Origin of the sequence: Morganella morganii (assembly GCF_019243775.1) — a bacterium.
GTDB lineage: Bacteria > Pseudomonadota > Gammaproteobacteria > Enterobacterales > Enterobacteriaceae > Morganella > Morganella morganii.
Genome location: NZ_CP069157.1, coordinates 2,552,772 through 2,567,783, shown reverse-complemented (window position 1 = coordinate 2,567,783; position 15,012 = coordinate 2,552,772). Strand labels below are relative to the sequence as shown.

At 54.7% G+C, this 15,012-nt stretch carries 10 protein-coding genes; 5 read left to right on the top strand and 5 right to left on the bottom strand.

Features of this window, described 5'->3' with window-relative positions; all coding sequences use genetic code 11:
- Positions 1-33 precede the first annotated feature (33 nt).
- Complete coding sequence (gene clpA / locus JL661_RS12375) at positions 34-2,319, top strand: ATP-dependent Clp protease ATP-binding subunit ClpA (protein WP_004235801.1); 2,286 nt, start codon at positions 34-36, stop codon at positions 2,317-2,319.
- A gap of 76 nt (positions 2,320-2,395) precedes the next feature.
- Here clpA and infA read toward each other — a convergent pair whose 3' ends face one another.
- The 5 genes from infA to trxB form a co-directional block, all read right to left on the bottom strand.
- On the bottom strand, positions 2,396-2,614 hold the full coding sequence (infA, locus tag JL661_RS12370; RefSeq protein WP_002211347.1) for a translation initiation factor IF-1: 219 nt from the start codon (positions 2,612-2,614) through the stop codon (positions 2,396-2,398).
- Between the two features lie 150 nt (positions 2,615-2,764).
- On the bottom strand, positions 2,765-3,484 hold the full coding sequence (gene aat, locus JL661_RS12365) for a leucyl/phenylalanyl-tRNA--protein transferase (RefSeq protein WP_004235802.1): 720 nt from the start codon (positions 3,482-3,484) through the stop codon (positions 2,765-2,767).
- Positions 3,462-5,228, bottom strand: a complete 1,767-nt coding sequence (cydC, locus tag JL661_RS12360) for a heme ABC transporter ATP-binding protein/permease CydC (RefSeq protein WP_062772316.1) — start codon at positions 5,226-5,228, stop codon at positions 3,462-3,464. The genes aat and cydC overlap by 23 nt, the downstream gene beginning before the upstream one ends.
- A 2-nt stretch (positions 5,229-5,230) precedes the next feature.
- Positions 5,231-7,000 carry a heme ABC transporter permease/ATP-binding protein CydD gene (gene cydD, locus JL661_RS12355; RefSeq protein WP_062772319.1) on the bottom strand — a complete coding sequence of 590 codons (1,770 nt, stop codon included), beginning with the start codon at positions 6,998-7,000 and terminating at the stop codon, positions 5,231-5,233.
- Positions 7,001-7,104: 104 nt separating this feature from the next.
- Positions 7,105-8,064: a thioredoxin-disulfide reductase gene (trxB, locus tag JL661_RS12350; protein ID WP_004235805.1), complete on the bottom strand. Its 960-nt coding sequence runs from the start codon at positions 8,062-8,064 to the stop codon at positions 7,105-7,107.
- A 561-nt stretch (positions 8,065-8,625) separates the two neighbouring features.
- Here trxB and lrp point away from each other — a divergent pair.
- From lrp to JL661_RS12330, 4 genes are all read left to right on the top strand, one after another.
- Complete coding sequence (gene lrp, locus JL661_RS12345; protein ID WP_004235807.1) at positions 8,626-9,120, top strand: leucine-responsive transcriptional regulator Lrp; 495 nt, start codon at positions 8,626-8,628, stop codon at positions 9,118-9,120.
- A 138-nt stretch (positions 9,121-9,258) separates the two neighbouring features.
- Entirely contained in the window at positions 9,259-12,816 is a 3,558-nt protein-coding gene (locus tag JL661_RS12340; protein WP_062772322.1) for a DNA translocase FtsK 4TM domain-containing protein, read from the top strand.
- 62 nt (positions 12,817-12,878) lie between these two features.
- The gene (gene lolA / locus JL661_RS12335) at positions 12,879-13,490 is read left to right on the top strand and encodes an outer membrane lipoprotein periplasmic chaperone LolA (protein ID WP_015422573.1); all 612 of its coding nucleotides are present in this window, start codon (positions 12,879-12,881) and stop codon (positions 13,488-13,490) included.
- A 7-nt stretch (positions 13,491-13,497) separates the two neighbouring features.
- On the top strand, positions 13,498-14,841 hold the full coding sequence (locus JL661_RS12330; protein WP_015422574.1) for a replication-associated recombination protein A: 1,344 nt from the start codon (positions 13,498-13,500) through the stop codon (positions 14,839-14,841).
- Positions 14,842-15,012 lie beyond the last annotated feature (171 nt).

Genomic DNA, 15,012 nt, shown 5'->3' with positions numbered 1-15,012 from the left:
GAATACACTTTGTTTCTCTGAATGGAGGTGCCTATGCTCAATCAAGAATTAGAGCTCAGTCTGAATATCGCCTTTGCCAAAGCAAGGGACAACCGGCATGAATTTATGACCGTAGAGCACCTGCTGCTGGCGTTATTAGGTAACAAATCAGCCCGTGAGGCGCTTGAAGCCTGCCGCGTTAACCTGGCCATCCTGCGCCAGGAACTTGAGCATTTTATTGAACAGACCACACCGCTGCTGCCGGAAGGGGATGATCGTGAAACCCAGCCGACACTCAGTTTCCAGCGCGTGTTGCAGCGCGCCGTTTTCCATGTTCAGTCATCGGGCCGTAATGAAGTCAACGGCGCGAATGTGCTGGTGGCCATTTTCAGTGAGCAGGAGTCCCAGGGGGCTTATCTGCTGCGCAAGCATGATGTCAGCCGTCTGGATATTGTGAATTTCATCTCTCACGGCACCACCAAAGGTGAGGATGAAAATGAGAGCGGCCCGTCCTTTGATGAGCCGTCACAGTCTGCTGCCGAAGAGAGTACCGGCGGTGAGGACAGTCTGGATAATTTCACCACCAATCTTAATGACCTGGCCCGTAAAGGCCAGATTGACCCGCTGATCGGCCGTCAGGCGGAGCTGGAGCGCACCATTCAGGTGCTGTGCCGCCGCCGTAAAAATAACCCGCTGTTTGTCGGGGAATCCGGGGTCGGTAAAACCGCGATTGCGGAAGGGCTCGCCTGGCGTATCGAGCAGGATGATGTACCGGAAGTGATCAAAGGCTATACCATTTTTTCTCTGGATATCGGCTCACTCCTGGCCGGTACCAAGTACCGCGGTGATTTCGAGAAGCGCTTTAAGGCACTGCTGAAAGTGCTGGAGAAAAACGAAAAAAGCATTCTGTTTATTGATGAGATCCACACCATCATTGGTGCCGGTGCGGCATCCGGTGGTCAGGTGGATGCGGCAAACCTGATTAAACCGTTATTATCCAACGGGAAGATCCGGGTGATTGGTTCCACAACCTATCAGGAATTCAGCAATATCTTTGACAAAGATAAAGCGCTGACCCGCCGTTTCCAGAAAATTGATATCAATGAACCGACTGCCGATGAAACCGTGCGTATCATTAACGGCCTGAAAGCCCGATATGAGGCACACCACGATGTGCGTTACACCGCGAAAGCTATTCAGGCGGCTGTGGATCTGTCGGTGAAATACATCACTGACCGCCATCTGCCGGATAAAGCGATTGATGTCATTGATGAAGCCGGGGCAAGAACCCGTCTGATGCCGCTGAGCCGCCGTAAGAAAACCATTGGCGTCGGTGAAATTGAGGCAATTGTGGCACGGATCGCGCGTATCCCGGAAAAAACCGTTTCCAGCAGTGACAAAGATCTGCTGCGTAACCTCGACAGCCGCCTGAAAATGCTGGTCTTCGGCCAGGATCCGGCGATTGATGCTCTGACGGAATCCATCAAAATGAGCCGTGCGGGTCTGGGGAACGAGCAGAAACCGATTGGTGCCTTCCTGCTGGCAGGGCCGACCGGGGTCGGGAAAACCGAAGTCACTGTGCAGTTATCCAAAGCAATGGGTATCAAGCTGCTGCGCTTTGATATGTCCGAGTACATGGAGCGTCACACCGTCAGTCGTCTGATTGGTGCACCTCCGGGCTATGTCGGGTTTGATCAGGGCGGATTGCTGACGGATGCGGTTATCAAACACCCGCATGCGGTGGTGCTGCTTGATGAGATCGAAAAAGCGCACCCGGATGTCTTTAACCTGTTATTACAGGTGATGGATAACGGGACACTGACCGATAACAACGGGCGCAAAGCGGATTTCCGTAACGTGATCCTGGTGATGACCACCAACGCCGGTGTGCGTGAAACCCAGCGTAAATCCATCGGGTTTACCGAGCAGGACAACAGCACTGACGCGATGGCGGAAATCAAACGGGTGTTCACACCGGAGTTCCGTAACCGTCTGGACGGCATTGTCTGGTTTAATGCGCTGTCGCAGCCGATTATCGCTCAGGTGGTCGACAAGTTCATTGTTGAACTCCAGGCGCAGCTGGATGCGAAAGGTGTTTCCATTGAAGTGTCTGCCCGTGCCCGTACATGGCTGGCAGAAAAAGGGTATGACCCGGCGATGGGCGCACGTCCGATGGCCCGTGTGATTCAGGATAAACTGAAAAAACCGCTGGCGAACGAATTACTGTTCGGTGAGCTGGTGAACGGCGGTTCGGTGATTATCGATCTTGATAAGAAGAAAGATGAACTGACTTACCGCTTCAGTGCCCTGAAAGAGAAATCCGGCGACCCGGTAGCCTGACAGAAACGATCACCACAGGACACGCACTCCGGTGCGTTGCCTGTGGTGTCTTTTTATGAGGCGTGGCCTGCAGGGATCAGCGGCTACGGAAGACGATACGGCCTTTGCTCAGGTCATATGGGGTCAGTTCTACTGTAACCTTGTCGCCTGTCAGGATGCGGATATAGTTTTTACGCATTTTACCGGAGATATGTGCAGTCACAACGTGTCCGTTTTCCAGTTCCACACGGAACATCGTGTTCGGCAGTGTATCTAACACAGTGCCTTGCATTTCAATATTGTCTTCTTTGGCCATCTAATCCTCTAATGTTAATAACCAGTATTTTCAAACCGCAAGATAATGCCGAAAAACCGGGATTATGTAAAGGAATGATATTTTTTAAGCACCGCGTCTGAAACATAAAACGGGCTGAAACATACCATTTCCTGTTGGTTTACAGCGATTTTATAAAAAAGGCGGTAGTTGTGACGGCACCGGACGTGCTAATGTCTGCGGCTGCCAGCATGACTGCGGTAAATGATTATCACGCAGCTGATAAAGCTGACGGATAAACGCCTGTCGCGGGATCTCCCGCGCACCGAATGATTCGGTGTAATGATTCAGTATCTGACAATCAAACATCCTGCCGCCGTGGCCGGTAAAATGGGCAAAAAAGGTCATAAAAGCGATTTTTGACCCGTTACTGACACGGTTGAACATTGACTCCCCGCAGAACAGTAACCCGGTATTCAGGCCATACAGCCCGCCGACCAGCGCGTCATCATCCCACACTTCGACCGAATGAGCACGTCCTGCCTGATGCAGCCGGATATAGGCGGCCACAATATCCTCTCCTATCCAGGTACCCTCGTCCCGCTCTGTACAGGCCCGGATGACCTGCTCAAAGGCATGATTCAGTGTCACCCTGTACGGGTGTTTTTTCAGAATCTTGTGCAGCGAACGGCTGACATGCAGCTCCGCCGGATACAATACCGCACGCGGATCCGGCGACCACCACAGAATGGGTTCACCGGGGGAATACCACGGGAAAATCCCTTCCCGGTAGGCGAGCAGCAACCGGGAAGGAGAGAGATCCCCGCCGGTGGCCAGCAGCCCGTCCGGGTCGGTCAGCGCGTGTTCAACAGGCGGAAAGAGAAGTTCCTCATCCAGCTGATAAAACGGCATCTGATCCCCCGGTCATTACCGGAATACGGTTCACAAACTGATAATAACGGCCTCTGCGTGCCAGCAGCGCGTCGTGAGAGCCTTGTTCGGCTATCTGCCCGCCGTCCATCACGCACAGCGTGTCCATGTGTTCCAGGCCCTGTAAACGGTGGGTGATGATAAGCATGGTCCGGTCACGGCCGATATCCCGCAGCAGGGCGAGAATATGCTGCTCAGTATCTGCATCCAGGCCTTCTGTCGGCTCATCGAGCAGCAGGAACGGCGCATTATGCAGCAGGGCGCGGGCGATACCGAGACGGCGCTGTTCGCCGCCGGAAAGCAGACGGCCGCCTTCGCCGATCCAGGCATTCAGGCCCTGGTCGTTATCCAGCAGATTTTCCAGCCCGACCTGTGCCAGCACCGCATTCAGCTGTGCATCGGTTGCTTCGTTATTTCCGATCCGCAGATTACCGCGCAGTGTGTTATTGAACACATGAATACGTTGCGGAACCACTGCCATCAGTGACCGGAGGGTATTTTCATCATAAGCGGCAATCGGCTGGTCATTCAGGCGGATTTCACCTTCACTGACATCCCATGCACGGGTCAGCAGCTGCAATAAGGTGGATTTTCCGCAGCCGGTTTTTCCCAGCAGGGCGAGGTGCTCACCGGCACGCAGTGTCAGGGAGATATCTTTCAGCACCGGCAGCGGCTGTCCCGGATAGGTAAACCCGACACCACTGAGGCTGACGCTGACCTGTGCGGAGGCTGCCGGACCACTGGCCGGGAAAGTCACTTCCGGTTTGGTGTCCACTATCTGCGATACACGCTCTGCGGAGGTCATCACCTGGCCGAGATGCTGGAAAGCCACCGCCACCGGGCCTAATGCCTCAAATGCAGCCAGCGCACAGAAGACAAACAGAGCGATAATGGCACCGCTTTCGCGGTACGGCCAGCTGACCCCGGAAGCCATCCACAGCATCAGCGCAACGGCAAACCCGGTCGCCAGAATGATAATCGCCTGGGAAAGTCCGGTCAGACCGGCCTGGCGCTGCTGTTGTACCAGCCAGCGTTGTTCGGTCTCTGCCAACTGAGAGCGGAAGCGGGACTGTGCACCGAAAATGGTCAGTTCTGCCTGACCCTGCAGTGCGCTGGTCAGCAGGGTGCGGTACTGTGCACGGAGTGTGGTCAGCTGCACGCCGATTGGCTTACCGGCGTAATAGAACACCACCGGCAGGGCAAACAGCAGGAAGGTCATAAACCCGCCCAGTGCATAAGCGATAGTCAGATCGAGAAAACCCAGCCCGAATGTCAGCACTGCAATCACCACCAGCGCGGCAACAATCGGCGAAATCACCCGCAGATAGAGGTGATCCAGCGTTTCCACATCCCCGACCAGCCGGTTGAGCAGTTCTCCCTGACGGAAGCGGGCAATACCGCCCGGAGTCAGCGGCAGGATTTTCTCAAAGGCAAATACCCGCAGATGTTTCAGCACACGGAAGGTCGCGCTGTGGCTGACCAGCCGTTCCGCATAGCGTCCGGCGGTGCGGGAGATAGCGGCACCGCGCACCCCGGCGGCAGGCAGCATATAGTTAAAAAAGGCAATCCCCGGCACACCGGCAATGGCAGTACCGGCGAGGAACCAGCCGGACAGCGTCAGCAGCCCGATACTGGCGAGCAGCGTGGCAATCGCCAGCAGGATCCCGAGTGTCAGTAAAAACCAGTGGCGGCGGTAGAGGGCTAAAAACGGCAGTAAAACACGCATGATTACAGATCCCCCGTCCGGTGTGACAGCAGCTGTGCAAATGCACCCTGTTGCTGTTGCAGAGCAGCATAGCTGCCCTGTTCAATAATCAGACCTTTATCCATCACCCAGACTTCATCATAGTCACGGGTTTCTTCCAGCAGGTGTGTCACCAGCAGGGTGGTTTGCTGATGTGCCGCCTCATTCAGGGCATGCATCACGCGCTCCTCACTGTGGGCATCCAGGCTGGCGGAAGGCTCATCCAGCAGCAGCAGATGGCACGGATTGAGCAGGGCACGTGCCACTGCAATCCGCTGTGCCTGGCCGACAGAGAGCCGCGCGGCATTATCCCCGACCACTGTATTGACCCCGTCAGGCAGCGAATCAATAAAATCGGTCACATAGGCTTTTTCCATCACCGCCGTGATTTCCTCAGCAGAGGCATCCGGGCGGCTCAGGCGGATATTGTCCAGAATGGTCTGTTCCGGCAGGTGCGGGTTTTGTCCTACCCAGCTCAGTTGTGTCCGCCAGCTTTCCGGGCGGATATCACGCAACTCCTGCTGATTGATCCGGATACTGCCTTCATACGGCAGAAAACCCAGCAGCAGATTGAGCAGCGAGCTTTTCCCGGCACCGCTCTGGCCGACAAGCGCGATACGCTGCCCGGCATTCAGGATGAAATTCAGCGGCCCGGCCAGTTTTTCCCCTGACGGGGCAAAAATCACCAGATCGGTTGCGGTGACAGCAATCTGTTCTGCCGGTGTCAGCGGTTCTGTGCCCGGTAATTCGTCATCATTGTTTTCGGCGGATAACAGGGTAAACAGGGATTCCGCCGCGCCCACCGCCTGTGCTTTGGCGTGGTAATAGGTACCGAGGTCACGCAGCGGCTGGAAAAACTCCGGCGCGAGGATCAGAGCAATAAACCCGGCAAACAGCGTGACACCCATGCCGTAGCTGCCGAAATTCAGTTCACCGAGATAGGAAAAACCAAAATAAACCGCGACGACAGCAATCGAGATCGCCGCGAAAAACTCCAGCACAGCGGAGGAGAGGAATGCCATGCGCAGCACTTCCATGGTGCGCGAGCGGAAATCCTCGGTGGCGTCATCAATCTGTTTCACTTCCTCACGACCACGGTGGAAGAAGCGGATGGTTTCCAGCCCGCGCAGGCGGTCGAGGAAATCGCCGCTCAGGCGGCTCAGGGCCAGAAAGTTACGGCGGTTGGCATCGGCGGCACCCAGGCCCACCAGCGCCATAAAAACGGGGATCAGCGGCGCTGTCACCAGCAGAATCAGGGCTGCCGCCCAGTTGATCGGGAACAGCGTGATCAGAATCATCATTGGTATGGTGGCGGACAGGGTCATCTGCGGCAGATAGCGGGAATAGTAATCCTGCATATCATCAATCTGCTCGAGAATAATTGTCGCCCAGCTGCCCGCCGGTTTGCCTTTTACCCGTACCGGCCCGAGCTGTTCCAGTTTATCCAGTACTGTCCGGCGGATATCACGTCTCACCACCTGTCCGCAGATAAACCCGACCCGTTCGCGGATCGCGGCAACAACGGCGCGGGCAATAAACAGTATGACCAGTACAGTGAACGGAGTGAGGAGCTGTTCGCGGGGCACGTGCTCCATAATGAGGGACTGAAGGAGGACAGCGAGGCACCAGGCCTGGCCGATAATCAGTAAACCGCTGAGCACACCCAGCAACATCGAGAGGCGTAACCATCGCCGGGCCGGTGCCGCCTGAAGTTTTAACCAGCGGACGAGTTCTGACTGTCTTGATTTATCCATTTTTTCTGTATGCAGGTGATAAGTAAAAATACGGCTGAAATCAGCAGGATAATGTCATGGTACACGAAAAGGCGCTACAGATATAGCGCCCTGAAAATGCTGGATTATTTGCTGTCTGCGAGGCTGTCGAGATAGCGCTCGGCATCCAGTGCGGCCATGCATCCGGTTCCCGCAGAGGTGATCGCCTGACGGTAGATATGATCCATCACATCACCGGCGGCAAACACACCCGGAACGGATGTCTGTGTTGCATTACCGTGCGTGCCGGACTGAACACGGATATAGCCGTTTTCCAGATCCAGATGTCCCTCAAAAATACCGGTATTCGGGCTGTGGCCGATGGCGATAAAGCAGCCCATCACCGGCAGCTCTTCGGTTGCGTCACTTTTGGTGTCACGCAGACGGACAGCGGTCACACCCATCTGGTCGCCGAGTACTTCATCCAGGGTGCGGTCAGTGTGCAGAACGATATTGCCGTTCTGAACCTTATCCATCAGACGGCTGATAAGGATTTTTTCAGCACGGAAGCTGTCACGGCGGTGGATCAGATGCACTTCTGACGCGATATTGGAGAGATACAGCGCCTCTTCCACGGCAGTGTTACCGCCGCCGACCACTGCGACTTTCTGGTTACGGTAGAAAAAGCCGTCGCAGGTGGCACAGGCGGACACACCACGGCCTTTGAAGGCCTCTTCTGACGGCAGGCCGATATAACGGGCGGATGCGCCGGTGGCGATAATCAGCGCGTCACAGGTATAGGTATTTTCCCCGGTCAGGGTAAACGGGCGTTTGCTGAAATCCACGTCAGTGATGTAGTCATTGATGATTTCAGTCTCAAATTTTTCGGCGTGAGCCTGCATACGCTCCATCAGGACCGGCCCGGTCAGACCTTCCGGGTCACCCGGCCAGTTTTCCACTTCGGTGGTGGTGGTTAACTGACCACCGACTTCCACCCCGGTAATCAGTACCGGATTTAAATTCGCCCGTGCCGCATAAACCGCAGCGGTATATCCGGCAGGGCCGGAACCCAGAATAATTAATTTACTGTGTCGGGTTGCGTTCATGAACACCTCATTAACAGAATGGCAAAAAAGCGTGTACAGGATTGTAGGAGAAACGAAGGGGTAAAAAAAAGGAATAAAAACGGCAGAGCACAAAATTGAAATCAGCCGGAAATGAGTAGATTTTCAGGCGATTGTACGAGAAAGTGATTATTCAGAAGATTCCTAAGTTGTTTGAATATCACACCAAAAGCACGTCCTGTTTGTCAGCGAAACGTTTTTCTGTCATTTTCTTCAACAGGTTGTTCTGATTTTTGTTCATTTGCTTTGACAATCGGCTGCGCATTTGCGAAAACATCAGTGTAAGAGATTTTTATCCGTCGGGTTAATACATCCTGTTACACCGGTGATGTGTTTGTCCTGATGACGAAGCATGGTAATTTCAGCTTACGACTATAGCGATAATAATCTGAATGTTCCGGTAAACTGGCGCCGGTTGCGTATTCTAATAATCAGAAATGCAAAGAATTGGCCTGAAAACATGTTTTCCGATGCTGATTTTGTTCCGTCAGGTAAAGGAAGTGTTATGGGTGTAGGAAAATAGTAAATAAGAGAGATAACGAGATGATTGATAACAAAAAGCGTCCGGGTAAAGATCTTGACAGAATCGACAGGAATATTCTTAACGAATTGCAGAAAGATGGCCGTATCTCTAACGTCGAACTCTCCAAACGTGTGGGTCTGTCTCCGACTCCGTGTCTGGAACGTGTGCGTCGTTTGGAGCGTCAGGGCTTTATCACCGGGTATACCGCGCTGCTGAATCCGCACTATCTGGATGCCTCCCTGCTGGTATTCGTGGAAATTACCCTTAACCGCGGGGCACCGGATGTGTTTGAACAGTTCAACACCGCCGTGCAGAAGCTGGAAGAGATTCAGGAATGTCACCTGGTTTCCGGTGATTTTGACTACCTGTTGAAAACTCGTGTGCCGGACATGTCGGCTTACCGCAAACTGCTGGGTGAAACTCTTCTGCGTCTGCCGGGCGTGAACGACACCCGTACTTACGTGGTGATGGAAGAGGTCAAACAAAGTAACCGTCTGGTCATCAAGACCCGTTAATTTGTTTCCTGCGTCATGTGCAAAACGGGATAAATCAGTTACACTCCTGTTTATGCATACAGTTTCAACGCTGAGCTACCCTCAGCGTTGTTCCGTTTTACTGACAGGAAAAAACCGGACGTTGCGTCAGGAAATGACATGAGCCAGGAATATACAGAAGACAAACACATCAAATTCAGAAAAATCAGCAGCGGCCGCCGGTTGCTGGAAGCCGTCCTTATTGTGATCGGGTTGTGCGCCGTCTTTCTGCTGGTTGCTCTCTTATCGTTTAATCCGTCAGACCCGAGCTGGTCCCAGACCACCTGGCATGAGCCGGTGAAGAATCTGGCCGGCAGTATCGGGGCCTGGTTTGCGGATATTCTCTTTTCCGCCTTTGGCATACTGGCTTACACCGTACCCCCGCTGATGATCCTGGGGTGCTGGTCGGCCTTCCGCAGTAATGAAAATAAAGATTATGTGGACTTTTTCTCACTCTCGATGCGTATCATCGGGGGGCTGACTCTTATCCTTTCATCCTGTGCCCTGGCATCCCTGAATGTGGATGATATGCAGAACTTCGCGGCAGGCGGGGTGATCGGCAGTTTATTCAGCTCTGCGCTGATGCCGTGGTTTAATGCCCTCGGCGCGACACTCGCGCTGCTCAGTCTGTGGGCGATAGGTCTGATGCTGCTGACCGGCTGGTCGTGGATCACCATCGCCGAAAAAACCGGTGCAGCGGTCCTTTCCCCGATTACCTTCATCACCAATCACTCCCGTGACCGTTATGACGATCAGTATCACGACGACCGTGAATATGACGATGAGGACGAGTACTACGACGATGAGAAAACAGATGAGCAGACAGAGCACAACAACATACCGCAGACAGCAACTGCCGCAGCTCTGACTGCTGTTGCGCCTGACAGTGAGGCACAGACTCAGACTGCACAGTACCGTGAATACGATGATGCGGACGATGTGCTGTTTTCCGCACCAAATGCGGCGGAACTGGCGCATCAGGCACATTATGAGGATCCGGCGGATAACAGCGATCCGCTGCTGACCCCGGTACAGAATCTCTCCGCATATCCGGAAACCGCCGCTGAATCTGTGGTGCCTGTTGTGCATGCACAGGAACCGGCTGAACAGGAACACACCGCACCGGCTGCGGATGAACCTGAACACTACCGTTTTGATGTCCCGGATGCTTACCGGACAACCGTTGACCTGAATGCCCCGATCAATCTACCGGATATTCAGCCTGAACCGGCAGCACCGCAATGGGAAAACCCGTTTGCGGGAAGCGGCCGTACAGAACCGGTCTTTACGTTCGACCTGCCTGATGTGCCGGATACCGGTGATAACGGCAGCGCACATCTGAGCTCTGCGGCCGCAGCAACCGCAGCGGCGGCTTTTGGTGCCGTACAGGTCAAACAGGGGCTCGGCCCTGAACTGCCGCGTCCGAATCCGGTGCGCCTCCCGACCCGGCGCGAGCTTTACGGCATCCGCATTCCGTCTCAGCGTGACGCGGAACTTGAACGTCTGCGCCGTGAGCAGGATGAATTTGCACAACTGCATCAGCCGGAACATCAGGCCGCACAGACTGAGCCGGATGAAGACGACGTATTACAGGCGCGTCTGCGTGATGAGTTTATGACGCAGCAGCGTAACCGCTACGGCGATGATGAGGCGGACATGTCTCCGGCAGCAGAGCCGGTGCAGGCAGTAACTGAACCGGAAATTACCACCGGTACCGCCTCCGCCTTTATCCCGGCTGCATCTGCCTATCAGGCACCGGTCAGCCATCACTCCTTTGCGTCTGCACCGCCGGTGACGGATGTTCACCCGGTGGCAGAAGAAGACGATGAAGATGAGCAGGAAGCTCAGCGTCTTCAGGCGCAGTTTATGCAGATGCAGCAACAGCGCTACAGCGGGCAGGCTGACGCTATTTTATCTGATCTGGCCGAACTGAAAGCCTTCTCTCCGGTGGAGGATCTGGTGGATCCGGAACCGGCAGTGCCGCTGTTTATCCCGACACCGGTCACCGCCCCTGCGGCAGAACCGGCTCCGGTTTATGCCGCACTGGAGACCGCTGCTCAGCGCTTTGAACCTGTTGCCGCACCACAGCAGAATGCGGCACCGGTAACGTCACAGGAAGCACAGTTACAAAAACAGATGGAAGAGAGCCTGTTCCATCCGTTCCTGGTCCGCAATGACCAGCCGCTGCCGAAATCAACCACCCCGATGCCGTCTCTGGATCTGCTGGCTTCACCGCCGGGTACCATTGAGCCGGTGGATGAATTTGCGATGGAGCAGACAGCCCGTCTGATTGAGGCGCGGCTCAATGACTTCCGCATCAAAGCCCGTGTGGTCGGTTATGAACCGGGTCCGGTGATCACCCGCTTTGAGCTGGATCTGGCACCGGGCGTGAAAGCCTCGCGTATTTCCAACCTGTCCCGCGACCTGGCGCGTTCACTCTCGACTGTAGCGGTGCGTGTGGTGGAAGTTATCCCGGGCAAGCCGTATGTGGGGCTGGAACTGCCGAATGAAAAACGTCAGACCGTCTATCTGCGCGAAGTGCTGGACTGCGATGAATTCCGCGATACGCCATCACCGCTCTCTGTGGTGCTGGGGAAAGATATCTCCGGTCAGCCGGTGGTGGCGGATCTGGGTAAAATGCCGCACCTGCTGGTCGCCGGTACAACGGGCTCCGGTAAATCGGTCGGCGTAAACGCCATGATTATCAGCATCCTGTATAAAGCGAAACCGGAAGAAGTCCGCTTTATCATGATCGACCCGAAAATGCTGGAACTCTCTGTTTATGAAGGTATTCCGCACCTGCTGACCCAGGTGGTGACCGACATGAAAGACGCCGCCAATGCTCTCGGTTGGTGTGTGGCGGAAATGGAACGGCGCTATAAACTGATGTCTGCTCTCGGGGTGCGTAACCTCGCGGGCTATAACGAAAAAATCCTGATGGCGGAATCCATGGGACGGCCGATTCCGGATCCGTTCTGGAAACCGACAGACAGCATGGAAATGACGCATCCGGTTCTGAAAAAAGAGCCGTATATTGTGGTCATGGTGGACGAATTTGCTGACCTGATGATGACCGCCGGTAAAAAAGTGGAAGAACACATCGCCCGTCTGGCACAGAAAGCCCGTGCAGCGGGGATCCACCTCGTACTGGCGACACAGCGTCCGTCAGTGGATGTTATCACCGGTCTGATTAAAGCCAACATCCCGACCCGTATTGCCTTTACCGTATCCAGTAAGATTGACTCACGAACCATCCTCGACCAGGGCGGCGCGGAATCTCTGCTGGGTAACGGGGACATGCTCTATCTGCCGCAGGGTGCCAATGCGCCGCTGCGTGTTCACGGCGCGTTTGTCCGTGACCAGGAAGTGCATGATGTGGTGAATGACTGGAAAGCCCGTGGTCGTCCGGAATATATCGATAATATCACCCGTGGTGGCGATGACGGAGAAGGCGGCAGTTCTGTCAGCGGGGAAGATCTGGATCCGTTGTTCGATCAGGCGGTACAATTCGTCACAGAAAAACAGCGGGTCTCCATTTCCGGTGTTCAGCGTCAGTTCCGCATCGGTTATAACCGGGCGGCGCGGATCGTGGAAGAAATGGAAGAACAGGGCATTGTCAGTGAACCGGGCCATAACGGTAACCGCGAAGTACTGGCTCCGTCCTCAAATAACTTTTAATGACGCCGCTGCCTGCAAAGGCGGCGTCTGATTTATCCGAACGCATCATCAGGAATGCATACATGAAAAAGGTGTTTATCACAGCCTGCCTTCTGGCAGGTGTCGCAGTCAGTGCAGCACACGCAGATACCCGCAGTGACCTTCAGTCACGTCTGGGAAAAGTGAACAGTTTCCATGCGAATTTCGCACAGACCGTCACTGATGCTGACGGCGCACTGGTTCAGGAAGGAACAGGGGATTTATGGGTGAAACGCCCGAACCTGTTCAACTGGCAGATGAGCGCGCCGGATGAAAGTGTGCTGGTCTCTGACGGCAAAACACTGTGGTTCTATAACCCGTTTGTTGAGCAGGTTACTGCCACCTGGCTGAAAGATGCCACACAAAATACCCCGTTTATGCTGATCACGCGTAACGACCCGGCTGACTGGCAGCAGTACATGGTGAGCCAGCGAGGCGACAGCTTTGAGCTGAAACCGAAAACCAGCGACGGCAATCTGAAATTATTTACTATCACTGTAACTCCGGACGGTATTATTCAGCAGTTTGCCGCCGTTGAGCAGGATGGCCAGAAAAGCAGCTATCAGCTCAAAGGGCAGCAGAGTACTGATGTGAATATGAGCAAATTCACCTTTACACCGCCGAAGGGGGTTACGCTGGACGATCAGCGTCAATGAGGCGTCAGTGACTAACTTTTCTCTCGATTTTTCGCAAAACGATTACCAGCCTCTGGCCGCCAGAATGCGGCCGGGGACACTGGAACAGTATATCGGACAGACTCACCTGCTGGCAGAGGGCAAACCGCTGCCGCGGGCTATCCGCGCCGGACAGCTCCACTCCATGATTCTGTGGGGACCGCCGGGCACCGGGAAAACCACCCTGGCGGAAGTGATCGGCCACTATGCGGATGCGGATATCGAACGCCTGTCCGCTGTGACCTCCGGGGTAAAAGAGATCCGCGAAGCTATCGAGCGGGCGCGTCAGAACCGTAATCTGGGGCGCCGCACCATTCTGTTTGTGGATGAGGTACACCGCTTCAATAAAAGCCAGCAGGATGCATTTCTGCCGCATATTGAGGATGGTACAGTCACCTTTATCGGTGCCACCACCGAAAACCCGTCATTTGAACTCAACTCCGCACTGTTATCCCGCGCCCGTGTTTATCTGCTCAAATCCCTGTCACCGGAAGATATCGAAGCGGTTCTGATTCAGGCGCTGAATGATTCTGAGCGCGGACTGGGCGGACAAAATATCGTCCTGCCGGATGAGACCCGTAAACTGCTGGCCGAACTGGTCGCCGGTGATGCCCGCCGTTCGCTGAATGTGCTGGAAATGATGGCGGATATGGCCGAAACCGGTGCTGACGGCAAACGTGTTCTGACCACAGAACTGCTGAAGGAAGTCAGCGGGGAACGCAGCGCCCGCTTTGATAACAAAGGCGACCGCTACTACGACCTGATTTCCGCGCTGCACAAGTCAGTGCGCGGCTCGGCACCGGATGCCGCACTCTACTGGTATGCCCGGATTATCACCGCAGGCGGGGATCCGCTCTATGTGGCGCGTCGTCTGCTGGCGATTGCATCAGAAGATGTCGGTAATGCGGATCCGCGCGCCATGCAGGTCGCCATTTCAGCATGGGACTGCTTTACCCGTGTGGGACCGGCGGAAGGTGAGCGGGCGATTGCCCAGGCGATTGTTTATCTCGCCTGTGCACCGAAAAGTAACGCCGTTTACACCGCCTTCAAAGCGGCGATGCGTGACGCAAAAGAAGGGCGGGATTATGACGTGCCGGAGCATCTGCGCAACGCGCCGACCAAACTGATGAAAGAAATGGGGCTCGGCAAAGAGTACCGTTACGCCCATGACGAAACGAATGCGTATGCTGCCGGAGAAGTCTATTTTCCGCCTGAAATGCGTGATACCCGTTACTATTTTCCGGCAAACCGGGGCATGGAAGGAAAAATCGGCGAGAAACTCGCCTGGCTTGCTGAGCAGGATCAAAATAGCCCGATAAAACGCTACCGTTAATGCCGCTGTTGCGGTAAGGTGTGAAATGTAAGAATAGGTAAATGGCTTAAAACACTCAGAATGTTCATCCTGCATACAGTGCGGGTTTCCGGGCGGATTAAGACGTTTCACAGTTGCGTTAATAACAGCCGCACTGCCGGAAAGCAGGAAAACACTTTTCGCCGGTTGCAT